The organism is Micromonospora arborensis (assembly GCF_003205615.1).
Taxonomy (GTDB): Bacteria; Actinomycetota; Actinomycetes; order Mycobacteriales; family Micromonosporaceae; genus Micromonospora; species Micromonospora arborensis.
On sequence record NZ_PYBV01000021.1, the window covers coordinates 182147 to 207953 of the forward strand.

Below are 25807 nucleotides of genomic sequence, written 5' to 3' on the forward strand. Positions count from 1 at the left end.
AGACGGGCAACGCGGGTAAGGTCGCTCTCGACGGGTACGGCAGGGGCCGACGCTGCGCGTCGACACCGGTCGGCCGGTTCCTTCAACGGCAGAGCGGGAAGCCACATGCCCAGCAGTTCGGGTCCATCGATCGACACGATCACCGAGGGAGGACGGGTGACCCAGGTCGGCGAGGGTCAGGAGGCAGACGAAAGCGCTCCTCCGGTCATGACCTTCGGTGCTCCCACGGCCGGTGAAGTCCTCGCCGAGCGTTACGAACTGGTTGAACACATCAACAACGACAGCGCCGGCCGGCTGGTCTGGCGCGGGGTCGATGTCATCCTGCGCCGTCCCGTCGCGGTGGTGCTGCGCTACCCGGGTGGCGACTCCGCCACCGAAATGCTTCAGGCCGCCGTCGCGGCCAGCCGGGTCATCCACCCCAACCTGGTCGGCGTCTACGACGCGATCGACGAGGCCGACCGGGCGTACGTGGTGCGCGAGTGGGTCGACGGGCAGTCCCTGCGCGACCTGGCGGCCGACGGTCCGCTGGACCCGGCCCGCGCCACCGCGATCGGCAACGCCGTCGCGAGCGCGCTCGCCGCGGTGCACGCCACCGGCATGGTGCACGGCAACGTCCACCCTGGCACCGTCATGATCAGTGATGAGGGCCGGGTGGTCCTGGCCGATGCGCGCACCGATGGTGCCGACAGCCAGGAGAACGACATCCGGGCAGTCGGCGGCGTCCTCTACTTCGCCCTGACCGGCTACTGGCCGCACGCCGAGGCACCGCTGCACGGCGCCACCGCCGGCCACGGCCGTGCCGCCATCCCGGACGCCGTTCGGGACGCCGGGGGTGCCCTCGCGGCACCCCGCCAGGTCCGGGCGGGGGTGCCCGCGTACCTCGACGACCTGACCATGGATCTGCTCGACGCCGAGATCGCGCCGCCGTCCTCCGATGTGCTCGCTGCCGAGTTGGCCCGACTGGACGTGCCGGCCGAGGAGGAGCACTACCTCGAAAACAGCGGCCCGCTGCGGTTCGCCGCCGAGACCGGGGAAGAGCCGTCGCCGTTGGCCGCGGCCGGTGGTCGCAAGGTCGCCGTGGGCATCGCCGGCCTGCTGGCGGTTGCCCTGGTCGGTCTGCTGATCGGGATCAGCACGCTGGGCGACAAGGACCCGCAGGCCAGCCAGAGCCCCACTCCGTCTTCGAGCGCTCCGGCCGGCGATGCCACTCCGGCCGCCGTCGCGGTTCGCAAGCTCCCTGTGAAAGATGTTCGGATCATCGATCCGGACGGGAAGCGCGATGAGTTGACCGACGCCAAGAAGGTGACCGACGGCGACCCGGACAAGGGCTGGGGCACCGACACGTACACGGCCGCCAAGTTCGGCAACCGGAAGTCGGGCATGGGGATCTGGCTGGATCTCGGTGCGCCGCACACCGTCAAGTCGGTGCAGGCGGTGCTCTCGGCGCGCGGCGCCTCCGCCCAACTCCTCACCGGCACCATCAACCCGCCGTCGACCACCAACGGCGACAAGCAACTGATGGCCAACTACAAGACCGCGAAGAACGCCATCGGGCAGCCATTCGTGGACCACGACGGCACGACCATGGCATTCGACGGCTTCGACGCCGACACGAAATACCAGTACCTGCTGTTCTGGATCACCGAGTTGCCGGTCAGCGAGCGGGGCTTCCAGGTCGACGTCCAGGAGATCACGGTCCAGGGGTCGTGAGCCCGGCGCCTACACCGTGGCACCGCATCCGCAGGGCGTGGTGATGGACGGGCACGCCGCCGCTTCGGACCTGGAGTTGCTGCGTGCCCACGTCGATGGCGACCAGCACGCTTTCGCCGAACTGTTCCACCGGCACCGCGACCGGCTCTGGGCGGTTGCCCTGCGTACGGTCGGTGACCGTGAGGAGGCCGCCGACGCACTCCAGGACGCGCTGCTCTCCGCGCACCGGGCAGCCGCCCGGTTCCGAGGTGACTCGGCCGTCACCACCTGGCTGCACCGCATCGTGGTGAACGCCTGCCTGGACCGGATCCGTCGCCGGCAGGCGCACCCGACCGTGCCACTTCCGGACGGCAACCGTGCGGAGGCGGGCTCGGGCATCGGCGGTGTCGAGCCGGCCGCCCCCACGCAGGACCACGACACCGCGCTGGTGGTCCGCGAGGCGCTCGCCGCGCTGCCCCTCGAACAACGCGCCGCACTGGTGCTGGTGGACGTGCAGGGCTACCCGGTCGCCGAGGTCGCCCGGATCCTCGGTGTCGCCGAGGGGACGGTGAAGAGCCGGTGCGCCCGCGGGCGGGCCCGGCTCGCGGTGCTGCTCGGGCATCTTCGCCCTGCCGTCGCCACGACGTCTTCAGCCCGACCCGGCCCGACCCGGGAGGTGCCGGGCGTCACGCCCGGGAACCCAGGCCCGGCCGAGGGCGTCGGATCGGGGTCGGGCCGGTTCCGGCGGGACGCCAACCAGGAGGACACGTGACGACCGAGGGGTTCCGGGAGGTCGACGACGACCTCCTCGCTGACTACCTCGGCGGGGCGTTGGACGGCACCCCGCAGCAGGAGGAGGTCGCCCGGCTGGTGTCCGCGGACCCGGCCTGGGCGCAGGCGTACGCGCTGTTGGCCCCCGCGCTGACGGAGGTCCGTGCCGACCTGGCCCGCTGGGCCGAGGCGTCGCCCGAGATGCCGCAGGCGACCGCCGACCGCCTCTTCGCCGCGCTGGCCGCCGCAGGACCGATGCCGAAGGACGCCTCGACCGACGAGGACACCGCCGCCGCTCCCGAGGCCGATCGACACGGTGCCGACGCCACGCCGCCGGTCGTGCCGGTGCAGGGCGGAGCTGGTCGCCGGCCAGCCGTCCCCACACCGGCCGGGTCGGGTCGCTCGGCGCCCGCCGGCCCGGGTCGTCGCCGGCGCGGCTGGATCCGCCGCGGCGCACCGGTGGCCGCCGCCGCGATCGCCGTCGTCGCGGTCGCGCTGGGCCTCAACCAGCTCTCGACGAACACGGCGGACACCACCGGCAGCGCCCTGAACCACCCGGTCAACGCGCCCGAGGCCGCCGCGGGGGCGGCGGCGGCCCGCACCACCGGGCCGGCACTGCGCAGCGGTACGGACTACACCCCGCAAACCCTCGGCGACGCGCAGGGCGCTGACACGCTGAGCAGACCGGCCCCCAGCCGGGCCACCAGCGGGACTCCCGGCACCCAGCCGAGGGTGGACGCCGAGGAGGATCGACGTCCTTCACCCAACGGGCTGGACCAGCTGGCCCGGCTGACCGCGGAGGCCGCGCTGACCACCTGCCTGGCCGACGTGGCAGCGGAGCACGGATCCGGCCCACTGACGGTCGAGCTGATCGACTACGCGCGGTTCCAGGGCGAGCAGGCGCTGGTCATCCGTTTCAGCGACGCGACCGGGGCCCGCTGGGCCTGGGTGAGCGGCCCGGAGTGCGGGGTGCCTGGGTCCGGCTCGGACAGCCGGTATTCAGCGCGGGTAGGGTGAATCCACGGTCAACGGCACGTAGACCGCCCACGTGACCTGACCCACCGGATGCCCGGTTCGGGAATCCCCGGTTCGTACGATGACGTTCTGGAAGTCAGCTGCCGGCCCCACCCAGGCGTCGGCAACTCGGATCAGCATCGGTGCTCGCGCCGACGCCGAACACACACAACTCGGGAGACGGCAGTGGACGAGGTCCGCAACCTGATCATCATTGGCTCCGGGCCGGCCGGTTACACGGCGGCGGTCTACGCCGCACGCGCCAACCTGAAGCCGCTGATCATTGAGGGCGTGCAGTCCGGTGGCGCGCTGATGACCACGACCGAGGTGGAAAACTTCCCCGGCTTCGCCGACGGCATCCTCGGCCCAGAGCTGATGGACAACATGCGCAAGCAGGCCGAGCGGTTCGGTGCCGAGTTCCTCACCGACGACGTGACCCGCGTCGAGCTGGTGGACACCGGTGACGCCGGCTCCGGTGCGGTGAGCACCGTCTGGGTCGGCGAGACCGCCTACCGCGCCCGCTCCATCATCCTTTCCACCGGTTCGGCCTGGCGTCCGCTGGGCGTGCCTGGTGAGCAGGAGTTCCTCGGCCACGGCGTCTCCGCGTGCGCCACCTGTGACGGCTTCTTCTTCCGCAACCAGCAGATCGTGGTCGTCGGTGGCGGTGACTCGGCGATGGAGGAGGCCACCTTCCTCACCCGCTTCGCCGAATCGGTCACCATCATCCACCGGCGCGACTCGTTCCGGGCCAGCAAGATCATGGCCGACCGGGCGCTGAGCAACGAGAAGATCAAGGTCGAGTGGAACAGCACCGTCGAGGAGATCCTCGGCGACGACGGCAAGGTCACCGGCGTACGGGTCCGGAACGTGCACACCGGCGAAACCAAGGTGCTGGACGTCACCGGCGTCTTCGTGGCCATCGGTCACGACCCGCGCAGCGAACTCTTCCGTGACCAGGTCGAGCTGGACGACGAGGGCTACGTGAAGGTCCAGGCCCCCGGCACCCGCACCAGCGTGCCCGGCGTCTTCGCCGCCGGCGACGTGGTCGACCACACCTACCGTCAGGCGATCACCGCGGCCGGCACCGGTTGTGCCGCCGCGCTCGACGCCGAGCGGTTCATCGCGACGCTCAGCTGAAGCAACCGAACACATCCCGGAGGAGGGGCATAGTGGGAAATACCAAGGCGGTCACCGACGCGAGTTTCATCGCCGACGTGCTGCAGGCCGACAAGCCGGTTCTGGTGGACTTCTGGGCCGAGTGGTGCGGGCCGTGCCGCAAGGTGTCGCCACTGCTCGAGGAGATCGCCGGCGAGATGGGTGACCAGGTCACCATCGTCAAGCTCAACATCGACGAGAACCCCGAGACCGCCCGGGCCTACCGGGTGATGTCGGTGCCGACGCTCACCGTCTTCAAGAACGGCGAGCCGGTGCAGTCGGTTGCCGGCGCCCGACCGAAGGGTGAGCTGGTCCGACTCATCGAATCGGCTCTCTGACCAGCACGAACATCCACCGAACCCCGTACCCGTTCGCCGGGTGCGGGGTTCGGTGTCTTGCCGGCCGCGTTTTTCCGGCCCGAGCCACCTCGCCGCCCAGGAACGCATAGCCTCAAGCCTGGGCCGCCCGGCCAGCCAGCGTCGTGCAGAGGGGGTCGTGCGTGCGTCCGATCCGACCCGGTGACCGGGGACCCGCGGTCACGGAGATCCGCAGCATCCTGACCGGCCTCGACCTGCTCACCGTCGCCGGACCGCACACCGACGAGTTCGACCTCGACACCGAGCGTGCGGTCCGCGGTTTCCAGCAGTCCCGGGGGCTCAGCGTGGACGGCCGGGTCGGGGCGGAAACCTGGCGCGCCCTGGACGCCGCCCGCTGGCGGCTCGGCGCCCGCACCCTCTACCACGCGGTCCCCGATCCGCTCAGCGGCGAGGACGTCCGGTCGTTGCAGGAGCGACTGCTGGAGATGGGGTACGACGTGGGCCGGGCGGACGCCATCTACGGCATCCGGACCTCCCGGGCCGTGGCCCAGTTCCAACGGGAGGTCGGCCTCACCCCCGACGGCTCCTGCGGCCCGCACACCATGAACGCGCTACGCCGGATCGGCCGCAAGGTGGTCGGTGGCCGCCCGCAGTGGCTACGTGAATCTGACGCTATCCGGCAGTCCGGGCCGGCGTTGGTCGGCAAGACGGTGGTCATCGACCCAGGGCACGGGGGCACCGACCCCGGGATGGTGGTGCCCGACGGGTCGCTGCGCTGGACCGAGGCGGACCTGATGCACGACCTGGCCAGCCGGTTGGAGGGGCGCCTCGCCGCGACCGGGGTGCGGGTCCAGCTCACCCGGGGCCCGTCGCCCGACAGGTGCCTGCCGGACGCCGACCGGGCCCTGCTGGCCAATTCGCTGGGCGCCGACGTGTTCATCTCGCTGCACCTGGACGGCCACGCCAACCCGGCCGCGGAGGGCGTCGCGACCTACCACTACGGCACCGACAACGGGGTGACGTCCGCGACCGGTGAACGTCTGGCCGGGCTGGTGCAGCGGGAGATCGTCGCCCGGACCGGGCTGCGGGACTGCCGCACCCACGCCAAGACCTGGGACCTGCTGCGACTGACGCGGATGCCCGCCGTCCGGGTCGAGGTCGGCTACCTCACCTCGCCCACCGACCGCGCCCACCTGGTCGACCCCCGCTTCCGGGACCGGGTGGTGGAGGCGATCGTGGCCGCGGTGCAGCGGATGTACTACCCGATCGAACGGGACGTGCCAACCGGCTCGCTGGACGTCAGCGAACTGCGGGCCGTCGTCACCGCCGGCACAGTGCTCGACTGATCCGCTGCGGGTTCGGTCGTCAGCCGTTGGTGGAGCGGGTGGCCGGGGCGGGACGGACCGGGCGGAGCAGGGTCTCCGGGCTCATCGAGCCGAGCAGCTTCTCCAACGCGTACTCGACGTCGGACTTCCAACTCAGCGCCGTACGCAGCTCAAGGCGCAGCCGGGGGAAACGCGGATGCGGACGTACGGTTTTGAACCCCACCGAGAGGAAGAAGTCGACAGGTGCCACGCAACCACCGGCGGGGTCGTCCGCGTCGCCGAACTTGGCGTCGCCGAACGCCTCGATGGCCTTGATCCCCCGCTTGGTCAGGTCCCGGGCGACGCCCTGCACCAGCATCCGGCCCAACCCGCCGCCAGCGAACGCGGCGACCACGTTGGCCGTCATCAGCAGTGCCGCGTCAGCGGAGACCGGCGAGGTGGGGAACGCCATCGAGCGGGGCACGTAGGCGGGCGGGGCGTACATCACGAAGCCCGCCGGCATGCCGTCGACGTACGCGAGCTTGCCGCAGGAGCCCCACTCCAGCAACGTCTGGGAGACCCACGCCTCCTTCTCCAGACCCGGGTCGCCGGCGGCACAGGCCCGGTCCGCGGAGACCGGGTCAAGCTCCCAGTAGACGCACTGCCGGCACGGGCGAGGGAGGTCTTCCAACGTGTCGAGGGTCAGGCTGACCAGACGTCGCGACATATGGCGCATCCCCACAATAGGCTCGGTGGTAAGACCGGCATGGAACGACAGCGCCGCCTTCCTGCCCCCGACGAGCGATCGTACGCCGCCGATCGGCGATGCGGGAGGGGACGCGCAGATGCCCACCACACCGGGGGACCCCAGGACGGTCCGCCATGTGGTCGATCCGTCTCGGCACGCCGTCGGCGTGGCTGTGGCGGACTAGGATCGACAATCGGTGTCCCGTCGCCATGGTCAGCGGTGGATGGGGTACCCGGGGCGGGAGCCACCCGAGCAGCGATCGAGGTGAGGTCATGACCGGCACGACGCTCGACGACTACACCGACCGGTACGCCCGGCGGGTACGCGGGATGACCGCCTCCGAGATTCGAGCATTGTTCGCGGTGGCCAGTCGTCCGGAGGTCGTCTCGCTCGCCGGTGGTGCACCGTACATCGCCGCGCTTCCGCTGGACGCGGTCGGTGAGATGCTCGGCCGGCTCGGTTCCGAGCACGGCGTGACCACCCTGCAGTACGGCATCGGTCAGGGCACCCTCGAGCTGCGCGAGCGAATCTGCGAGGTGATGTCGCTTTCCGGGATCGACGCCGCGTGTGGCGCCTCCCCGGAGGACGTCGTGGTCACCGTCGGCGGGCAGCAGGCACTGGACCTGGTGGCCCGACTCTTCCTCGACCCGGGTGACGTGGTGCTCGCCGAAGGGCCGACGTACGTCGGTGCGCTCGGAGTGTTCCAGGCCGCCCAGTCGCAGGTCGTGCACGTCCCGATGGATGCGGACGGGCTGATCCCGGAGGCGCTGGAGACGGCCATCGCCGACCTGGCCCGTGCGGGTCGACGGGTGAAGTTCCTCTACACGATCCCCACCTACCAGAACCCGACCGGCGTGACGCTCAGCGAGGAGCGCCGGGAACGGGTGCTCGACATCTGCGAACGCGCCGGCCTGCTCGTCGTCGAGGACGACCCGTACGGTCAGTTGGGGTTCGAGGGTGAGGCGCCGGCGCCGCTGCGGGCCCGGCGCCGGGACGGCGTCTTCTACCTCAGCACCTTCTCCAAGACCTTCGCGCCGGGGCTGCGGGTCGGCTGGATCCTGGCGCCGCACGCGGTACGCGACAAGCTGGTCATCGCCAGCGAGGCGCAGATCCTCTGCCCCAGTGGTTACGCCCAGGCCGCGGTGGCCACCTATCTGGGCACCATGCCGTGGCGGCAGCAGCTCAAGGTCTACCGCGAGGTCTACCGGGAACGCCGAGACGCCCTGCTCGACGCGATGGCCGACCTGATGCCCGAAGGCACCAACTGGACCACCCCGGCCGGCGGTCTCTTCGTGTGGGCCACTCTGCCCGACGGGCTCGACTCGAAGGCCATGATGCCGCGAGCGATCGCCGCCCGGGTCGCCTACGTGCCCGGCACCGGCTTCTACGCCGACGGCACCGGCACCGGCGCGATGCGGTTGAATTTCAGCTTCCCGCCGCCGGAGCGGATCCGCGAGGGCGTCCGCCGGCTGGCCGGTGTGATGGAGCAGGAGATCGCGATGCGCCGGGTCTTCGGTGCCGTGGGCGGCGCCGCCGGCCGACGCGGCCAGGCCGGCTCCGACGTGCCAGGGCCCGACTTGGCATGATGCCGGCATGGGTACGACCGCCACCGAGCGCCTCCTCGTGACCGAATCCGCCGCCTCGCCCGACCTCCGCGTTGTGGTGCTCGCGGGTGGGCTCTCCTACGAGCGGGACGTCTCGCTGCGCTCCGGTCGCCGGGTGCTCGACGCGCTACGCGCCGTCGGGGTGGAAGCCGAACTGCGGGACGCGGACGCTGCACTACTTCCGGCGCTGGCAGCCGATCCGCCGGACGCCGTGGTCATCGCACTGCACGGTGCCACCGGCGAGGACGGCTCACTGCGCGGTGTACTGGACCTGTGCGACATCCCGTACGTCGGCTGCGACGCCCGAGCCTCCCGAGTCGCCTGGGACAAGCCGTCGGCCAAGGCGGTGCTTCGCGAGGCTGGCATCCCCACCCCGGATTGGGTGGCCCTCCCGCACGACCGCTTCTCCGAGCTTGGCGCGGTCGCCGTACTGGATCGGATCGCCGACCGCCTGGGCCTGCCCCTGATGGTCAAGCCGGCACAGGGCGGGTCAGGGCTGGGTGGCGCGGTGGTCCGCGACGCAGCGGCGCTGCCCGCAGCGATGGTGGGTTGCTTCGCGTACGACTCCACGGCCCTGGTGGAGCGGTACGTACCCGGCATGGACGTGGCGGTTTCCGTGGTCGACCTCGGCGACGGACCACAGGCGCTGCCACCGGTGGAGATCGTGCCGCGCAACGGCGTGTACGACTATGCCGCCCGCTACACGGCTGGACGGACCACCTGGCACGCCCCGGCCCGCCTGGCCCCGGAGGTGGCCGCCACCGTCGCCGACGTGGCCCTCGCCGCGCACACCGCGCTCGGTCTGCGGGATCTGTCTCGCGTCGACGTGATCGTGGATGCCACCGGCCAGCCGCACGTGCTGGAGGTCAACGTCTCGCCCGGCATGACCGAGACGTCGCTGCTGCCGCTCGCCGTGCAGGCGGCGGGGCTGGACTTCGGCCGACTCCTCGGCACCCTGGTCGCCCGGGCAGCGGCACGCCTCACCACTCCCTGACCGACTCGTTCAACGCATCGGCTGGGGCGCAGCGCTGCCCAATGGGCCGACCATGCGGGTGGCGCACGCTCGGGTTGCCGTCGCCACCCTCATGGTCGTCCCACTGGGGTCAGCGGGTCGTGCCGTTGGTGTGTGCGGTTGCGCTAGGCGCCACACCCGAGGTGCCGCCGTCCGGGGAGCCGTCTGGTGCGGCTCCAGTGGCGGCGTCGGCCTCGTCATCGGTCTCGCCCGCCCGTTGACGAGGGACAGCGGGTCCGTCGGTGGGTTGCCCGATCAGGGAGTCGGTGCCGGACGCTTGAGCGGCAGACGCTGCCGCACCGGAAGCTGACGTGGTGGACGCTGTCGTGGCGGACGCGTTGTTCGTCAGGTTCGCGGCCGCGGTCGACCTGGCGGTTTCGCCCGGCTGATTGACAGCAGCCGTGGAGTCGGCATCGGCACCCGGGATATCGGGATCGACTGAGGACGTCACCTCGCCGTCGCTCTGCCCGGCACCGTCGGCCTGCCCAGCACCGTCGCTCTGCCCAGCGCCGGAAGTCGGCCCGGCACCGGGAGTCGGCCCGGCACCGGGAGTCGGCTCGGGCGCCGGTTCCGGAATCTCATCTGCCGCCTCGATAACGGAGACTGCCTCTACCGCGGCAGCCTCCGCTGCGGCAGCGGCATCCGCAGCGGCGGACTGGGCCAGCAGGCTGGACGGCGCCTGCCACTGGATGCGGGGTGGCTCAGCGAGCGGGCGGCCACCAAATTCGGCGAGCCAGGCGGCGACGAGCGCCAAATTCTCCCGCCACTGCGCCTCGGAGATCGGCGGCAGGATCGAGTCCCACAGCGACAGGAAGGTGCCCCGTAGTTGTAGACGGCCGTACGGCCGGGCGAGGAACCACATGTGCAGGTGGGCCGAACCGTCTCCCCACCGATTGACGTGCACCCGCGCCACACCGTCGAGAGACCGGATGGCTCGCTCCAGCCGTACGGTCATCACACCCAACTCGGCGGCAAGCAAGTTCGGCAGGTCACCGAGATCGAGGTGCGTCCGCGATTCCAGGATGAGCACCATGGGCAGACCGGTGGGCCGGTCCATGGCGCGTACCCGCCACCGCTCACCCACCCAGATGTAGGCATCGTCGGGCGCGCTGCAGGCGGTGCATTCCCGGAGACCCTCGCCCTTCCGAGGCGGTTCGACCGGGACCGGATCATCGAGTCGCTTCACGTGGAGGTCACCCTCGAAGGGGAACGACGGCCACTGGGTGAAGTCCGGAACTGAGGGAGGGGTGTCGTGCACGACGCTGACCCTAACCGAGTCTGGCACCGCTGTCCCTACCTGTTTGACCGGCCTGGACCGACCGGATCAACGCCCTCCGTCGACCACGTACGCCGAGTCACCACTAGCACCCTCAAGCGATATCCACAGGCTGCCGAGATCCTGAACACACGCCGTCATCCACAGGCCTGCACCCGCTCCCACGCGCTGTTTCACGTGAAACAGGGGGTGCCTGTGGACAACGGGTGTGGATAACTTTTTGGCCCCACGGTCGTTGTCCGCGGACCTCAGAATCGCCCCGCTGATGGCCGTGCGGCCCCGCTATCGGTACGGCGCGGCCCTGACCTTGTCTTTCCTCAGTGAATGCCCCTCCGGGTGGGAAGGCGCCCACACCGACCGGCCACGTACGAGGCCGTCGCTGAGGGTGTGGACGAGCGACGTTGGGCGGCGAAGGGTTACGAGGGGCGGTGGGCGGCAAGAGCCCGAAGGGCCAGATGCGGGGTGCAAGACACACGGCGCACACACCACGGAGCACGCTGCGCGGTCCAGCGCCGCCCGGGCCGGGTCCCGGCGCGGGGCGCGGTCCCGGCCCGGCGCGACGCGGGGCGGGGCGCGACGCGGGGCGGGGCGCGACGCACGGCGGGGCGCGACGCGGGGCGGGGCGCGACGCGGGGCGGGGCGCGACGCGGGGCGGGGCGCGACGCGGGGCGCGACGCGGGGCGGGGCGCGACGCGGGGCGGGGCGCGACGCGACGCGGGGCGGGGCGCGACGCGGGGCGGGGCGCGACGCGGGGCGGGGCGCGACGCGGGGCGGGGCGGGGCGGCGGCGCGGTCCGGCGTAGTCCGACGCGGCGCGGTCCGGCGCCGTCCGGGCCGGTCCCGGCGCGGAGGTCCGGCGGAGGCGGTGCGCGGGGCGCGGTCCCGGCCCGGCGCGACGCGGGGCGGGGTGCGGCCCGATGCGGCGCGGTCCGGCGGCGCGGTCGCGCGTGGTCCGACGCGGCCCGGTCCGGCGCGATCAGGCGCGGCGTGGCCCGGCGCAGTGGTGTCAGACCCCGGTGCGGCGCGGCCCAGGGCGGTCCAGCGCGGTCCGGTCCGAACGGGCTCTGTCCGGTCCAATCCGGCGCATGATCGACTTCATATCGCCGATGTTGCGGTGTCCGGTCGCTCGGATACCGCAATGTCGCGGATATGGAGTCGATCACGAGCAAAGCCGGCCAGGACCGCATGGGGCACGGGCGCACTGCCCACCGCGCTCTGCGCACAGCCCCGCGTCGCCTGCGCCAGAGGGCGCGAGCGCGGGCATATGGCACCTGACGCATCCCCGCACGAGCGCTGAGATGACCGTGGAACGCAGCGGCCGACCGGAGCCACCCCCGTTGGCGCGCAACGCGGCAGCGGACCGCTCAGCGGCCCGCAAGGGCATTTGATGGTCACTTCCATGGGCTCCGCGACGCCCCAACCGCCCGTCGCGGTCTCCGTTTCACGTGAAACAGAGCTACGCCTGCTCGTCGGCGCGCTTCGACACCGGCGGCGACGAGTCAGAGCGGCATGGCCGCCCGCGCGAGCGACCAACTGCGGCGGCGCGGCGGCCCGAGCCGCCACACCGCCGAACTTGCAGGAAAGCGGCGGCCTGTTTCACGTGAAACGCGCGAGCCAGATGCACAACGGCCGCGCACCCCTCGGGGGTAGCGCGGCCGTGTGGAAGAGAAGGGCGGACTCAGTCTCCGCTCTCCTCCTCCTGCTGCACTCCGATGATTCCGACGATCCGCTCAAGGTCGTCCACCGTCGCGAACTCGATAGTGATCTTGCCCTTGCTCCGGCCGATGTCCACCTTCACCCGGGTGTCGAACCGGTCGGACAGTCGATCGGCGAGATCGGTCAGGGCCGGAGCGTGCGCCTTCGGTCGCCGTTTCGCGGCTTGCCCCTTCGCCGGCGCTTCGTTCAGGGCGAGGAACACGATCTCTTCGGTCGCCCGAACCGACAGCCCCTCGGCCACGATCCGCAACGCCAACTGTTCCTGTGCCTCGGTCTCGTCGAGGCTCAGCAGAGCGCGGGCATGGCCCGCCGACAGGGTCCCCGCAGCAACCCGGTCCTGCACCTGGGCCGGGAGGTTCAGCAGCCGGATCGTGTTCGAGATCTGCGGACGGCTCCGGCCGAGGCGACGGGCCAACTCCTCATGGGTGGCACCGAACTCCTCCAGCAGTTGCTGGTAGGCGGCGGCCTCTTCCAGAGGGTTCAGGTTGGCCCGGTGGATGTTCTCCAGTAGGGCGTCACGGAGCATGGCGTCATCACGGGTCTCCCGGATGATCGCCGGGATGCTCTCCCACCCCACCGCCTGGGCGGCTCGCCAACGCCGCTCACCCATGACCAGCTCGTACTTTTCGTCGTCGAGCTGACGGACCACGATGGGCTGGAGGAAGCCGACCTCCTGGATCGAGGTCTTGAGCTCATCCAGTGCCTCATCGTCGAAGATCTGGCGAGGCTGCTTCGGGTTGGGCAGGATCGCGTCGACCGGGATCTCGGCGAATCGGGCTCCGGGTACCGGGCTGAGCGCGGGTTCTGGTTCGGGAACCTGCGCCACGGCGGACGCCGTGGGGACGGCTACGGTGCCCGCGTCGTCTGCGAGCTCGTTCTCCGGCTCGGCCGTTACGGTGCCGGCGGCAGCGGGCGCCGGCCCGGTCGGGATCAGCGCCCCCAGGCCCCTACCCAGACCGCCCCGAGGACGGTTCTTCATGCCACGCCTCCCAGCGACTCTTCCGCACTACGCATTCCGGCCCACCGGCTCCTTGACCCCTCGCTCGGCGATCTCCTGGGCGGCCTCGAAGTAACTCGTGGCACCCCGCGATCCGGGATCGTAGGTCATCACCGACTGGCCGTAGCTGGGTGCCTCGGAGACCCGGACGTTGCGGGGGATGACCGCCTGGAGAACCTTGTCGCCGAAGTGGTTCCGGACATCCTGCTCGACGGCGTCGGCCAACCGGGTACGCCGGTCGTACATCGTCAGCAGGATGGTGGAGACGTCGAGCTTCGGGTTGAGGTGTTGGCGCACCAGGTTGATGTTGTTGATCAGCTGGTTGAGCCCTTCCAGGGCGTAGTACTCACACTGGATTGGGATCAGCACCTCCTGCGCGGCAACCAGGGCGTTGACCGTGAGCAGACCGAGCGAGGGCGGGCAGTCGATGAAGACGTAGTCGAACTCACCCGGGTACGCGGCGATCGCCCGGTCCAGGCGCGACTCCCGCGCCACCACGGACACCAGCTCGATCTCCGCGCCGGCCAGGTCGATGGTCGCGGGCACGCACCAGAGGTTGGGGATGCCCTCGACCGCCTGCGCCACCTCGGCCAGCGGCACGCTGTTGATGAGGCAGTCGTAGACGTCCGGGATCCCGGTGTGGTGCGGGACGTTGAGCCCGGTCGAGGCGTTGCCCTGCGGATCGAGGTCCACCACGAGCACCCGGTTGCCATGCAGGGCGAGTGCCACCGCAAGGTTGACGGTGGTCGTGGTCTTGCCCACGCCGCCCTTCTGGTTGGCGACGCACATGACCCGGGTCCGGTCCGGCCGAGGCATGGTCACCTCGCCACTGGGATTCAGGATCTGCACGGCGCGCATCGCCTCCATAGCCAACGGTGGGTCATCCTCTTCGCGCGTCGGGGTTTCACGTGAAACGTACGTGGGATCGGCCGCCACGGCAGCCAACGACTCAGTCGAAGCGACCGGGGCGTCGGCGATCACCGGCGCGGCGTCCCGAGCAACCGCCGCGCTGGGTTGGTGCGGGACCGCCGGCTCGAAGCGAACCGCTGCTGCGGTGTTCCGCCGACCGAGCGTCTGCCGCACCTCGGCGGCATTTGCCGGTCGGGTCGGCCCTTCCGGCGTCCGTCGAGCAACCGTCGGGCCCGCGATCTCTGGCCCGGTCGAGTGATCTGCCGGACCTCCGCGCAACGGCGGCTCGCTGTCCGCAGGTTGGGTCGATGGCGCGGTCGCGCCGGGCGACCAGCTCTGGTAGTCGGTTTCACGTGAAACGGGATCGCTGGTCGATCCGGTCACGCGTGGATCGTCGTACCTGCCGTCGTCATGCACCTGTCATCCCTGCCCGCTTCGGATGGTCGGTCCGCGCCCCGGTCAACTTGCCACACCCACGCTCGCAACCCAGAGCGTACGGCCCTCGGGAGCGGTCGGAGACCCGCAGCGTCCGTCGCCCGCTCCACACTATCGACGCGCGGCCAGCCTACGGCGGACGGGCGCGGCCGGTCCACGTCGGGTTCTCATCCCCTCGTCCATCCGTACCGGTACAACGAGGCAACCCACCGGCCGGAAGCCCGATGGCGCGAAGTCACCGTCGGCGGGAGCGTCCGCCTCGGGACTTGTTGGCCGCCACGCGCGGGGGGCCGATCATCCGTTCGCGCACGATCTCCACGACGGTCGTCGGCGGATCGATCACCCCGACGCCGCACAGAACCACGGAGGGCTCCCCGCCACCGAGTCGCGCCACCACCCCAGCGTGCTCCTCGATCTCCGCCGCGGCGGATGAGCCTTTGAGCGCCAGCAGACGGCCACCGCGGACGGCCAGCGGGAGACTCCACCCGGCCAGGCGATCCAGCGGCGCGACCGCGCGGGCAGTCACCACGTCTCCGCTGATGGGTTCCCGGCCGCTCGATCCGGTGGCCGCCTCGTCGGCCCGACCACGGAACACCCGCACCGACTTGGCCAGACCGAGTCGCTCGACGACCTCGATCAGGAAGGACGTACGTCGAGCGAGGGGCTCGATCAGGGTGACCGTGAGGTCGGGGCGGGCGATGGCCAGGACCAGACCCGGCAGACCAGCACCGGACCCAACGTCGAGCACCGTGGCGCCGGACGGGATCCGCTCGGCGACCGCAGCACAGTTGAGCAGGTGCCGATCCCAGATGCGAGGTGCCTCGCGGGGGCCGATCAGACCGCGGACGACCCCGTCGGTGGCCAACAGCTCGGCGTACGCGGCGGCCAGATCGAGTCGGTCGCCGAAGAGGGTCAGCGCGGCCGGGGCCAGCTCGGGCGGCAGCGCCGCGTCATCCGGCGACGGGGCAGCGTCGCGCTGGGTCGGATCGGCGTCGACGTCGGGGGTAGCGGGCCGGACAGCGGGCGGCCCGGGCGGCGTGCCGCCCGGGCCCGTCACAGCGTCGGCCGTGATGTCGTCGGCCGTGATGTCGTCGTGGGTCACCCGGTCAGTCCGCCGGCCGTACGACGATGCGCCGGTTCGGCTCGACACCCTCGGACTCGCTCGCCACGCCAGACAGGGCGTTGACCACGTCGTGTACGCACTTGCGCTCGAAGGCGGACATCGCGTCCAGTCGGACCGGCTCGCCGTACTCCTTGACCTTCTCGACGGCGTTCTTGGCGACCGCGGCGAGTTCCTTGCGGCGGTTCGCCCGGTAGCCGCCGACGTCGAGCAGCAGGCGGCTCGGGGTCCCGGTCTGCCGGAAGACGGCGAGGCGGGTCAGCTCCTGGAGCGCCTCCAGGGTGGCACCTCGCTGGCCGACCAGATTCTGCAGGCGCTCGCCGACCACCTCGACCATCGGGCGGCCGGCGGAGACCAGCTCGTCGATGTCGCCGTCGTAGTCGAGGATGTCGAGCAGCCCTTCGACGTAGTCGGCGGCGATCTCGCTCTGTCGGAACAGGTCGCCCTCGCTCACCGCCTTCTTCACCCGGCCGCCAGCGGCGGTCTCGGTGTCGTCGTCGGCCTCGGTGTCGTCGGCCTCGGTGTCGTCGCCGTCCACTGCGAGCGTCGCGGTCTCCTCCTCGTCCAGGGACTGCTCGGCGCGGGGGATGCTGGTCTCGGTCACGGTCTCATCTCCGTACTCGCTCGGCCGGACCGCAGGGTCCGACTGGTTTCCCGGGGCCGGCTGGAGGTCGCCGGTGCCCACGGGCACGTCTGTACGGGCAGTGTCGCCCGCGGCCGCGCGATGCGCGGTCGGTTCCGCCCGGCGCCGGCCGTACGGCGGCTGCGCGGTGCGGAACGGGCCGCCGCCGGTCACCCGGCGACGGCCCTTGGAGGTCAGCCCTGCCGCTTGGCGGGGCGGCTCTTCTTCGGGTTGTTCGTCGGCTTGGCGCCCGGCTTCGGCCCAGCCACCTTGGGCGCGGTCGCCTTGACCGGTGCCGGCGGGGCCGACTTGCCACGACCGAACAGGCCACCGGACTTGGCGAGCTGCACCGGGCTGCGAGTGGCGGCGGGGGCGACGGCCTTCTTGGCGGTCACCGGCGGCGGGAACTTCCGCAGCACCCACTGCTGCTGGCCAAGGGTGAAGAGGTTGTTGGTGACCCAGTAGATGATCACGCCGATGGGGAAGATCGCGCCGGAGATCAGCAGCGACGCGGGGATGCCGTAGAGCATCAGTCGCTGGATCATCCGCTGCTGCGGGTCTTCCGCCCAGCCGGTCTTGAGGATCATCTGACGGCTGGTCAGGTAGGTGGTGCTGATCATGACCAGGACCAGGACGCCCGCGATGATCTTCACAGCGCTGCCGTTGGCACCGAGCCGGGCCAACTCGTCGGCGGTGGAGCCGAACTTGCCCGACAGCGGCGCGGTGAAGAGCTTCGCGTGCGAGGCGCTGTTGAACTGGTCGACCGACCAGCCGTAGATCGTCTTCTTGTCTTCGCCCTTGAACGGGTCCAGCCGCTTCAGCACGTGGAAGAGGCCGAGGAAGACCGGGATCTGAAGGAACATCGGAAGGCAACCCATCAGCGGGTTGGCCTTCTCCTTCTTGTAGAGCTCCATCATTTCTTTCTGGAGCGTCTCCCGGTCACCCTTGTGCTTCTCCTGCAGCTCCTTGACCTTGGGCTGGAGTGCCTGCATGGCCCGCTGCGACTTGATCTGCTTGACGAAGACCGGGAACAGGATCACCCGGACGGTGACCACCAGGAAGATGATGGACAGGATCCAGGCGAAGTTGGTGCCGAGCACCGCGCCGACCGGCACCCCGATGGCGTCCCAAGCAGAGTGCCAGGTCAGCAGGATCCACGAAATCGCGTAGTAGATCCAGTCGAGACTCAGCTTCAATTCGGGGCTCCAGTCACGTCAGCACGGCGGCGGCCGCCCGGCTCCGGCACCGGGTCATGTCCACCAGGGTGAAAGGGGTGGCAGCGCAACAGCCGCCGGACCGCCAGCGCGGCTCCCCGGAGCGCGCCGTGCCGGGCGAGCGCCTCCTGGGCGTACGCGCTGCACGACGGGTAGAACCGACAGCGGGCCGGCAGCGCCGGACTTATCCACCGACGGTACGCGATGATGGGCGCGATCAGCACCTTGGCACCGGTTGTCGACGGGCGTGGGGTGGTCTGCTCGGTGCCGGTCATCGGGACCGCCGCTCGCGGGGCGACCGAGCGACCGCGATGGCGGCGTCCAGGTCGGTGGCGAGCCGAGGGTACGACGCCTGCGCCGCTGCGGGGAGCGCCCGGACGACCAGGGTGCTGCCGGCCGGCAGGGCGGTCATCCGCTCCCGGACCAGTGCCCGCAGTCGACGCCGGACCCGGTTACGGGTTACCGCGTTGCCGACAGCTTTGGACACGACGAAGCCGGCGCGGGACGGCGCGGATGACTGCTCCGCACTGCTGTCCTGCGCCGGCTCCGGCGAGGTCGGTGTGCTGGGGTCGGCCGCCGGCACGGTCAGGTGGACCACGACGGCGCCACGTCCGGCGCGTCGGCCACCACGAACCGCTGCGGCGAAGTCAGTGCTGCGCCGCAGTCGCTGCGCGGCGGCCAGCACGACTGCCCACGTCCCCTGGACCGGCCCGGTCGGCTCAGGCCGACAGGGTGGTGCGACCCTTGGCGCGACGGCTCGAAAGGATGGCACGGCCGGCACGGGTGCGCATGCGCAGCCGGAAGCCGTGGGTCTTCGCGCGCCGGCGGTTGTTCGGCTGGTAGGTGCGCTTGCTCACGTCAGGCTCTCCGTTTTCGTACGCGCCCCGCGCGACGGGATCGCCGGGGTCGTGGGGTGGTCCAGGCCACCTCGACGGTGGCCCCCGATCGGTGCTGTCCGGTGGTGCGGGACCTCGGCGATGCGGGGATGCGACCGCGGACAGCAAGCACCCATCACCCTAGCAGAGGGCGAGAAAGCAGCCATTCCAGCCTACGCAGGGGGGCAATGACCGTCAAACACCCCGAGTAGCGGACAACAGGACGCGCCCGAGGCCGAAGGGCGGTTTTCGCTGATGTCGACAAGGGTGTCGCCACGTCGCCGGTTGATGGCGCAGGGACAACGCTGTTACCGTGCCCGATTGCGGTGAGCGTCGGAACCTCCGGTCGTCGCGCAGGCAAGACCGGACAAGGTAGTGAATCGTTCGGCACGGTGAACCCGCTTCAACGCCCGGTCAGGCAGGGGGCAGGTCCCCACCCGCGTCCGGCGGCGGCCACAATCGGTCGGTACACACAGGCTGTGGATAACTTGTGGATGACCACCGGTCGACCGTCCGGGTGGGTGTTGTTCCACCCCGCGAACGCGGCGGGCCCGGGACGGCCGGCTGGCAGACAGCGGCGGCCGGAAGCAGAGGCGAGGGGGTGGCACGACGGTGGCCGGTATGACCGACCTTGCCGCAGTGTGGTTAGCGGCGACCGACGAGCTTGCCGACGAGATCATCTCCGCTCAGCAGCGTGCCTATCTCCGACTGACCCGGCTGCGGGCGATCGTCGAGGACACCGCGCTGCTCTCCGTGCCGGACGCGTTCACCCGCGACGTGATCGAGTCACGGCTGCGCCCGGCCATCACCGAGGCGCTCACCCGCCGGCTCGGCCGGCCGATCCAGGTCGCGGTCACCGTTCGGGTGGCCGAGGACGCCACCGGCCGACCGGCCGGCACCGTGTACCGCAGCGCCCCGGAGACCGGTCCGCTCGACGTCGACGGCCCGGCCGCCGCACCACTCGGTGACGACCATGGCCTTCGTCCGGCTGCCGACGCGCTGATCCCGGAGCAGTCACACGCGACACGTGAGCCCGAGCCCAGCGCGCCGCCCGCACCGGCGGGTCCGCCGCTCGCGCCGCCCGTGGACGGGCACCGTTCCGGGCTGATTCCGGCCAGCAGGGACGGACAGGAGGCGCTGTTCAGCGCCGCGTTCGCGGAGCCGATGCGGCCGTCCCGACCGGGGCCGGACCGGCGCGGCTACGACGAGCAGGCCGCTCGCCTGGAGCCGCCAGGCCCGGACACCCGGCCCTACGAGCCGCGCTACCGGGACGACTCGACGTCGCCGCGCGACCAGCACGTGATCCGCGCGCTGCCCCGGGACAACGGGACGGACAGCGGCCCGGGCCGCAGCGGGGTGGACCACCGGGCGGGTGGCCGCGACGACCGCCGGTTGCCCGGTGCCGACACCGGTGGCAACCGGCTCAACCCGAAGTACATGTTCGAGACGTTCGTCATCGGTTCGTCGAACCGGTTCGCGCACGCGGCGAGCGTGGCGGTGGCGGAGTCACCGGCGAAGGCGTACAACCCGCTGTTCATCTACGGTCACTCGGGGCTGGGCAAGACCCACCTGCTGCATGCCATCGGGCACTACGCCACGACGCTCGGCAACGCCCGCTCGGTCCGGTACGTGTCGACCGAGGAGTTCACCAACGACTTCATCAACTCGCTCCGGGACGACAAGACGAGTGCGTTCCAGCGGCGCTACCGCGACGTCGACATCCTGTTGATCGACGACATCCAGTTCCTGGAGAACCGCGAGCGCACCCAGGAGGAGTTCTTCCACACCTTCAACACCCTGCACAACGCCAACAAGCAGATCGTGATCACCTCCGACCGGTCACCACGCCAGCTCGCCACGCTGGAGGACCGGATGCGAACCCGGTTCGAGTGGGGGCTGCTGGCCGACATCCAGCCGCCGGACCTGGAGACCCGGATCGCGATCCTGCAGAAGAAGGCGGCGCAGGAGCGGATGTACGCCCCGCCGGACGTGTTGGAGTTCATCGCCTCCCGGGTGTCGAATTCGATCCGGGAACTTGAGGGTGCGCTGATCCGGGTGACGGCGTTCGCCAGCCTGACCCGGTCGACCGTCGAGCTGTCACTGGCCGAGGAGGTGCTTCGGGATTTCATGCCCGACGGCGCTGGGCCAGAGATCAACGCCGACCAGATCATGGCCTCGACCGCCGACTATTTCGGAGTGAGTCTGGAGGACCTGCGCGGTCAGTCCAGGTCTCGCGTGCTGGTCAACGCACGGCAGGTGGCCATGTACCTGTGTCGGGAGTTGACCGAGCTGTCGCTGCCCCGGATCGGGCAGGCCTTCGGTGGCCGGGACCACACCACGGTGATGCACGCCGACCGGAAGATCCGTCAGCAGATGGCCGAGCGGCGCTCGCTCTACAACCAGATCGCCGAGCTGACCAACCGGATCAAGCAGAACAGCTGAGGCGTACGCCGGCCGTCGCGACGGCACACAGCTCGGGACACGCCCGGCCGGATCTCCGGCTGGGCGTCCCTTTTTTCGTCCGCAGCTGGACTCTCGACATGGTCTAGACCACATCATCGAGGCCGTGACCGCTTCGACTCCCACTCGTTGTCCACAGCTTGTTATCCACCGTCGGTGGATAACTACGGTCCGTCCTTCGCCGGTTACCCACAGGCTGTGGAGAAACCCTGTGTACGGAGCTGTGGACGCCTGGGGACAACCGGCACGTTATCCACCGATGATCGTCGACCTGTGTACGAGCTGTTGAAGGTTCTGGGGATGACGGCAATGGTGATCTTCGTCGTGATCCACAGGCTTGGGGAGAAAGTCGGTGGATTACCGGTGGACAACCGGTGGACAACGGTGGACAACCGGCCGTCGAGATCGGCCTGTGGACAGGCAAGCCGGTTGTACCCCCGGTTCTCCACAGCTAAATCACCGGTGGATAACCTGTCTGAGCTGCGCAGACCCGGGTTTTCCACAGTTTGCACAGGTGCGATGAAGACGATGAGTTATCTCTTCTAAGAGAACAAAAACCAATCATCACCGTTGGGCTTTCTGTGGATCGTGCCGAGCGCTGCCGGATCAGCCCGTCAGCACCGACACGATCCATGGGGTCGGGCGCACAGCCGATGTCCCCGCGCCCTAAGGTGCGATGGGTACCCGCACGGTCGGGCGGGACGGTAGGCAGCGGTCGGCATGAGAGAGTTGTCGCTGACGTCGACGCGGAGGCATTGATGAAGTTCCGAGTGGAGCGCGACGCGCTCGCCGAGGCCGTGGCGTGGACCGCGAAGAGCCTGCCCAACCGGCCATCCGTTCCGGTGCTCGCCGGGGTGATGCTCCGGGTCACCGATGGCAACCTGCGGGTTTCCGGGTTCGACTACGAGGTCTCCAGCCAGGTGACCGTTGAGGTGCAGGGTGACGCCGACGGCGCCGCGCTCGTCTCCGGCCGCCTGCTCGCCGAGATCACGAAGGCGTTGCCGGCCAAGCCGGTCGACATCGCCGCGGTCGGCGCCCACCTCGAGCTGGTCTGCGGCAGCGCCCGGTTCACCCTGCCCACCATGCCGGTGGAGGACTACCCCGCGCTGCCAGAGATGCCGCAGAGCGCCGGCACGGTCGACGCGGCCGCGTTCGCCACGGCGGTCTCCCAGGTGGCCATCGCGGCCGGCCGGGACGAGACGCTGCCGATGATGACCGGCGTCCGTGTCGAGCTCTCCGGCAACACGCTGTCGATGCTCGCCACCGACCGTTACCGGCTGGCGCTGCGCGAGATCCAGTGGCAGCCGGACGACCCCGAGGTGAGCATCAACGCCCTGGTGCCAGCCCGCACCCTGAACGACACCGCCAAGGCCCTCGGCCCGCTGGGTGGCGAGGTCACGCTCGCCCTCGCCCAGGGCGCCGCTGGCGAGGGCATGGTCGGCCTGGCTGGGGGCACCCGACGCACCACCAGCCGCCTGCTGGACGGCGCCAACTACCCACCGGTGCGTTCGCTCTTCCCGGCCACCCACAACGCCGCGGCACGCGTGCCGGTCAGCACCCTGATCGAGGTGGTCAAGCGGGTCGCGTTGGTCGCCGAGCGGGCCACCCCGGTGCTGCTCAGCTTCAGCGCTGACGGCCTGGTGGTCGAGGCGGGCGGTTCCGAGGAGGCACGGGCCAGCGAGGCGATGGAGGCCACCTTCACCGGCGACGCGCTGACCATCGGGTTCAACCCGCAGTACCTCATCGACGGCCTGGCCAACCTGGGGTCCCAGACCGCCGTGCTCTCGTTCGTCGACGCCTTCAAGCCTGCGGTGATCTCCCCCGCCGGCGAGGATGGCGAGGTCATTCCGGGGTACCGGTACCTCATCATGCCGATCCGCGTTTCCCGCTGATCGCGCCAAGCAACACCCAGATCCACGGAGGTAGAAACACATGCAGCTCGGCCTTGTAGGACTCGGCCGTATGGGCGGCAACATGCGGGAGCGGTTGCGTGCCGCTGGTCACGACGTCGTCGGTTTCGACCACAACGCGCAGCTCAGCGACGTTGCGACCATCGCAGGCCTGGCAGAGAAGCTTGAGTCGCCCCGTGCGGTTTGGGTCATGGTGCCCGCCGGTGTCACCGACGCCACCATCGACGAGCTCGCCGCGGTGCTCGGCGAGGGCGACATCATCATCGACGGCGGCAACTCCCGCTTCAGCGACGACGCCCCGCGGGCCGAACGGCTCAACGAGTTGGGCATCGGCTACCTCGACGTCGGCGTCTCCGGTGGTGTCTGGGGCCGGCAGAACGGCTACGGCCTGATGGTCGGCGGCGCCCAGGAGCACGTCGACCGGCTGATGCCGATCTTCGACGCTCTGAAGCCGGAGGGCGAGTTCGGTTTCGTGCACGCCGGGCCGGTCGGCGCCGGGCACTACTCGAAGATGGTGCACAACGGCATCGAGTACGGCCTGATGCACGCCTACGCCGAGGGCTACGAGCTGATGGCCGCCTCCGAGCTGGTGACCAACGTGCCGGGGGTCATCAAGTCCTGGCGGGAGGGCACCGTCGTCCGCTCCTGGCTGCTCGACCTGCTGGACCGGGCGCTCGACGAGGACCCGGAGCTGGCCGACCTGAGCGGCTACACGGAGGACACCGGCGAGGGCCGGTGGACCGTCGACGAGGCGGTCCGGCTGGCCGTGCCGCTGAACGTCATCACCGCTTCGCTGTTCGCCCGGTTCGCCTCGCGGCAGGACGACTCGCCCGCCATGAAGGCCGTTTCCGCGCTGCGCCAGCAGTTCGGCGGCCACGCCGTCCACAAGCGCTGAGCGGTATCCACAACCTGTGTACGTTCACCGGCTGGAACTTGTCGACTTCCGCTCGTACGAGCGGGTGGCCGTCGACCTCCAGCCGGGGGCGAACGTCCTGATCGGCGCCAACGGCGTCGGCAAGACCAACCTCGTCGAGGCGCTGGGCTACGTGGCGACCCTGGATTCGCACCGGGTCGCCACGGACGCCCCTCTGGTCCGGATGGGGGCCGCGTCCGCGGTGATCCGCTGCGCCGTGGTCCACGACGGGCGGGAGCTCCTGGTCGAGCTGGAGATCGTGCCCGGTAAGGCCAACCGGGCCCGGCTGGGCCGATCACCGGCCCGGCGGGCGCGGGACGTGCTCGGCGCCCTGCGACTCGTGCTCTTCGCCCCGGAAGACCTTGAGTTGGTCCGGGGCGATCCGGCCGAGCGCCGGCGCTACCTGGACGACCTGCTGGTCAACCGGCAGCCCCGGTTCGCGGGTGTGCGGGCCGACTACGAGCGGGTGGTCAAGCAACGCAACGCGCTGCTGCGCACCGCCTACCTGGCACGTAAGACCGGCGGATCGCGGGGCGGCGACCTCGGCACCCTCGCCGTCTGGGACACCCACCTGGCCCAGCACGGCGCGGAGTTGCTCGCCGGCAGACTGGAACTCGTCGCCGCCCTCACCCCGCACGTCGCCAAGGCGTACGACGCGGTGGCCGCCGGTCGAGGTGCGGCGAGCATCGCCTACCGGCCCTCGATCGAGCTGGCCGAGCCGACCACCGACCGGGCGGCGCTGGCCGACGCGCTGACCGCCGCCCTGGCCGCGTCCCGCTCCGCCGAGATCGAACGGGGCACGACCCTGGTCGGCCCACACCGGGACGAACTGGCGCTGGCTCTCGGCCCACTGCCGGCCAAGGGGTACGCCAGCCACGGCGAGTCGTGGTCGTTCGCGCTGGCGCTGCGGCTGGCCGGGTACGACCTGCTGCGCGCCGACGGCATCGAGCCGGTGCTGGTGCTCGACGATGTCTTCGCGGAGTTGGACACCGGCCGCCGGGAGCGGTTGGCGGAGCTGGTCAGCGGGGCGAGTCAGCTGCTGGTCACCTGTGCGGTGGACGACGACGTGCCGGCCGCTCTGCGCGGCACCCGCTACCAGGTTGGCGAAGGGACGGTACGCCGTGTCGGATGAGCCACGCCCCAAACGACCCGAGAGCGCCGGAGGCGACGCTGCGGCCGCGCGTACCCCTGGGGCGCAGGCATCGGGTGGTGAGCCGGCGGCGACCGCCAGCGGGCCGGAGTTGGCCCGTGCGGTGCTCGACGCGGCGCTGTCCCGGCGGCAGGCGGCGGCTCGCGCCCGGCGTACCCCCGGCGGCGCAGGCGGCGACGCTGCCGGCGGCTCGGGGCGCCGGTTGCGTGGCTACTCCGGCCCCGGCCCCGACCCGCGTGACCCCCAGCCGCTCAGCGCCGTGCTGAACCGGTTGGTGAAGGCGCGTGGCTGGCAGCAGCCGGCGGCCGAGGCCACCGTGTTCGGTGCCTGGGAGCGGGTTGTCGGCGCGGAGGTGGCCCAGCACAGTCGCCCGGTCAAGCTGGAGAACGGCGAGCTGACCGTCGAGGCGCGCTCGACCGCCTGGGCGACCCAGCTGCGTCTGCTGGCGGGCTCGCTGCTCAAGCAGATCGCCAGCGAGGTTGGCCACAACGTGGTGCGCAAGCTGCACATCCACGGCCCGGCCGCGCCCTCCTGGGGGAAGGGGCCGCGCCGGGTGCGTGGTCGGGGCCCACGCGACACGTACGGCTGAGTCGCCTC

General features: G+C 70.8%; 23 protein-coding genes. 13 read left to right on the forward strand and 10 right to left on the reverse strand.

Features of this window, described 5'->3' with window-relative positions; all coding sequences use genetic code 11:
* Nucleotides 1-105: 105 nt before the first annotated feature.
* The 6 genes from C7C45_RS18100 (at nt 106) to C7C45_RS18125 (ending at nt 6292) form a co-directional block, all read left to right on the forward strand.
* On the forward strand, nt 106-1710 hold the full coding sequence (locus C7C45_RS18100; protein WP_110564828.1) for a protein kinase family protein: 1605 nt from the start codon (nt 106-108) through the stop codon (nt 1708-1710).
* A gap of 43 nt (nt 1711-1753) precedes the next feature.
* A complete protein-coding gene (gene sigM, locus C7C45_RS18105) occupies nt 1754-2461 on the forward strand; it encodes an RNA polymerase sigma factor SigM (protein WP_110564908.1) in 708 nt (235 codons plus the stop codon).
* The gene (locus C7C45_RS18110; protein WP_110564829.1) at nt 2458-3477 is read left to right on the forward strand and encodes a hypothetical protein; all 1020 of its coding nucleotides are present in this window, start codon (nt 2458-2460) and stop codon (nt 3475-3477) included. Before sigM ends, C7C45_RS18110 begins: the two co-directional genes overlap by 4 nt.
* Nucleotides 3478-3660: 183 nt before the next feature.
* Complete coding sequence (gene trxB / locus C7C45_RS18115) at nt 3661-4611, forward strand: thioredoxin-disulfide reductase (RefSeq protein ID WP_110564830.1); 951 nt, start codon at nt 3661-3663, stop codon at nt 4609-4611.
* A 32-nt stretch (nt 4612-4643) separates the two neighbouring features.
* Entirely contained in the window at nt 4644-4967 is a 324-nt protein-coding gene (trxA, locus tag C7C45_RS18120; protein ID WP_110564831.1) for a thioredoxin, read from the forward strand.
* Between the two features lie 161 nt (nt 4968-5128).
* Nucleotides 5129-6292, forward strand: a complete 1164-nt coding sequence (locus tag C7C45_RS18125) for an N-acetylmuramoyl-L-alanine amidase (RefSeq protein WP_110564832.1) — start codon at nt 5129-5131, stop codon at nt 6290-6292.
* Nucleotides 6293-6311: 19 nt separating this feature from the next.
* Here the strand turns inward: C7C45_RS18125 and C7C45_RS18130 are convergent, their stop codons facing one another.
* Nucleotides 6312-6977: a GNAT family N-acetyltransferase gene (locus C7C45_RS18130; protein WP_110564833.1), complete on the reverse strand. Its 666-nt coding sequence runs from the start codon at nt 6975-6977 to the stop codon at nt 6312-6314.
* Nucleotides 6978-7270: 293 nt separating this feature from the next.
* On the opposite strand from C7C45_RS18130, the gene C7C45_RS18135 reads away from it, so the two are divergent.
* Complete coding sequence (locus C7C45_RS18135) at nt 7271-8584, forward strand: aminotransferase-like domain-containing protein (RefSeq protein ID WP_110564834.1); 1314 nt, start codon at nt 7271-7273, stop codon at nt 8582-8584.
* A gap of 7 nt (nt 8585-8591) precedes the next feature.
* Entirely contained in the window at nt 8592-9596 is a 1005-nt protein-coding gene (locus tag C7C45_RS18140) for a D-alanine--D-alanine ligase family protein (RefSeq protein ID WP_110564835.1), read from the forward strand.
* A gap of 109 nt (nt 9597-9705) precedes the next feature.
* On the opposite strand, the gene C7C45_RS18145 is transcribed toward C7C45_RS18140, so the two are convergent.
* The 9 genes from C7C45_RS18145 to rpmH form a co-directional block, all read right to left on the reverse strand.
* Nucleotides 9706-10872 carry a hypothetical protein gene (locus C7C45_RS18145; protein WP_110564836.1) on the reverse strand — a complete coding sequence of 389 codons (1167 nt, stop codon included), beginning with the start codon at nt 10870-10872 and terminating at the stop codon, nt 9706-9708.
* 1695 nt (nt 10873-12567) lie between these two features.
* On the reverse strand, nt 12568-13584 hold the full coding sequence (locus tag C7C45_RS18150) for a ParB/RepB/Spo0J family partition protein (RefSeq protein WP_110564837.1): 1017 nt from the start codon (nt 13582-13584) through the stop codon (nt 12568-12570).
* A 27-nt stretch (nt 13585-13611) separates the two neighbouring features.
* Entirely contained in the window at nt 13612-14583 is a 972-nt protein-coding gene (locus C7C45_RS34125) for a ParA family protein (protein WP_387196414.1), read from the reverse strand.
* 598 nt (nt 14584-15181) lie between these two features.
* A complete protein-coding gene (gene rsmG, locus C7C45_RS18160) occupies nt 15182-16033 on the reverse strand; it encodes a 16S rRNA (guanine(527)-N(7))-methyltransferase RsmG (RefSeq protein ID WP_110564909.1) in 852 nt (283 codons plus the stop codon).
* A 19-nt stretch (nt 16034-16052) separates the two neighbouring features.
* Nucleotides 16053-16670 (reverse strand): Jag family protein, encoded by a 618-nt coding sequence (locus C7C45_RS18165; protein ID WP_110564910.1) that lies wholly within the window; start codon nt 16668-16670, stop codon nt 16053-16055.
* Nucleotides 16671-16882: 212 nt separating this feature from the next.
* The gene (gene yidC / locus C7C45_RS18170) at nt 16883-17878 is read right to left on the reverse strand and encodes a membrane protein insertase YidC (protein WP_110564911.1); all 996 of its coding nucleotides are present in this window, start codon (nt 17876-17878) and stop codon (nt 16883-16885) included.
* A 2-nt stretch (nt 17879-17880) separates the two neighbouring features.
* A complete protein-coding gene (gene yidD / locus C7C45_RS18175) occupies nt 17881-18177 on the reverse strand; it encodes a membrane protein insertion efficiency factor YidD (protein WP_110564839.1) in 297 nt (98 codons plus the stop codon).
* Nucleotides 18174-18587: a ribonuclease P protein component gene (gene rnpA, locus C7C45_RS18180; RefSeq protein WP_110564840.1), complete on the reverse strand. Its 414-nt coding sequence runs from the start codon at nt 18585-18587 to the stop codon at nt 18174-18176. The genes yidD and rnpA overlap by 4 nt, the downstream gene beginning before the upstream one ends.
* A gap of 34 nt (nt 18588-18621) precedes the next feature.
* Entirely contained in the window at nt 18622-18759 is a 138-nt protein-coding gene (gene rpmH / locus C7C45_RS18185) for a 50S ribosomal protein L34 (protein WP_007453904.1), read from the reverse strand.
* Nucleotides 18760-19389: 630 nt separating this feature from the next.
* On the opposite strand from rpmH, the gene dnaA reads away from it, so the two are divergent.
* The 5 genes from dnaA (at nt 19390) to C7C45_RS18210 (ending at nt 25799) form a co-directional block, all read left to right on the forward strand.
* Entirely contained in the window at nt 19390-21219 is a 1830-nt protein-coding gene (gene dnaA / locus C7C45_RS18190) for a chromosomal replication initiator protein DnaA (RefSeq protein ID WP_110564841.1), read from the forward strand.
* A gap of 776 nt (nt 21220-21995) precedes the next feature.
* Nucleotides 21996-23129 (forward strand): DNA polymerase III subunit beta, encoded by a 1134-nt coding sequence (dnaN, locus tag C7C45_RS18195; RefSeq protein ID WP_110564842.1) that lies wholly within the window; start codon nt 21996-21998, stop codon nt 23127-23129.
* A gap of 40 nt (nt 23130-23169) precedes the next feature.
* Entirely contained in the window at nt 23170-24042 is an 873-nt protein-coding gene (gene gnd, locus C7C45_RS18200; RefSeq protein WP_110564843.1) for a phosphogluconate dehydrogenase (NAD(+)-dependent, decarboxylating), read from the forward strand.
* A 16-nt stretch (nt 24043-24058) separates the two neighbouring features.
* Entirely contained in the window at nt 24059-25192 is a 1134-nt protein-coding gene (recF, locus tag C7C45_RS18205) for a DNA replication/repair protein RecF (protein WP_110564844.1), read from the forward strand.
* Nucleotides 25182-25799: a DciA family protein gene (locus C7C45_RS18210; protein ID WP_110564912.1), complete on the forward strand. Its 618-nt coding sequence runs from the start codon at nt 25182-25184 to the stop codon at nt 25797-25799. The genes recF and C7C45_RS18210 overlap by 11 nt, the downstream gene beginning before the upstream one ends.
* The last annotated feature ends 8 nt before the right edge of the window (nt 25800-25807 follow it).

What these genes read in the sequence shown, in the direction of transcription:
- C7C45_RS18100 (WP_110564828.1), top strand. Translation starts at nt 106, where the DNA reads ATGCCCAGCAGTTCGGGTCCATCGATCGACACGATCACCGAGGGAGGA.
- C7C45_RS18140 (WP_110564835.1), top strand. Translation starts at nt 8,592, where the DNA reads ATGGGTACGACCGCCACCGAGCGCCTCCTCGTGACCGAATCCGCCGCC.
- yidD (WP_110564839.1), bottom strand. Translation starts at nt 18,177, where the DNA reads ATGACCGGCACCGAGCAGACCACCCCACGCCCGTCGACAACCGGTGCC.
- C7C45_RS18130 (WP_110564833.1), bottom strand. Translation starts at nt 6,977, where the DNA reads ATGTCGCGACGTCTGGTCAGCCTGACCCTCGACACGTTGGAAGACCTC.
- C7C45_RS18150 (WP_110564837.1), bottom strand. Translation starts at nt 13,584, where the DNA reads ATGAAGAACCGTCCTCGGGGCGGTCTGGGTAGGGGCCTGGGGGCGCTG.
- sigM (WP_110564908.1), top strand. Translation starts at nt 1,754, where the DNA reads ATGGACGGGCACGCCGCCGCTTCGGACCTGGAGTTGCTGCGTGCCCAC.
- C7C45_RS18135 (WP_110564834.1), top strand. Translation starts at nt 7,271, where the DNA reads ATGACCGGCACGACGCTCGACGACTACACCGACCGGTACGCCCGGCGG.
- dnaN (WP_110564842.1), top strand. Translation starts at nt 21,996, where the DNA reads ATGAAGTTCCGAGTGGAGCGCGACGCGCTCGCCGAGGCCGTGGCGTGG.
- gnd (WP_110564843.1), top strand. Translation starts at nt 23,170, where the DNA reads ATGCAGCTCGGCCTTGTAGGACTCGGCCGTATGGGCGGCAACATGCGG.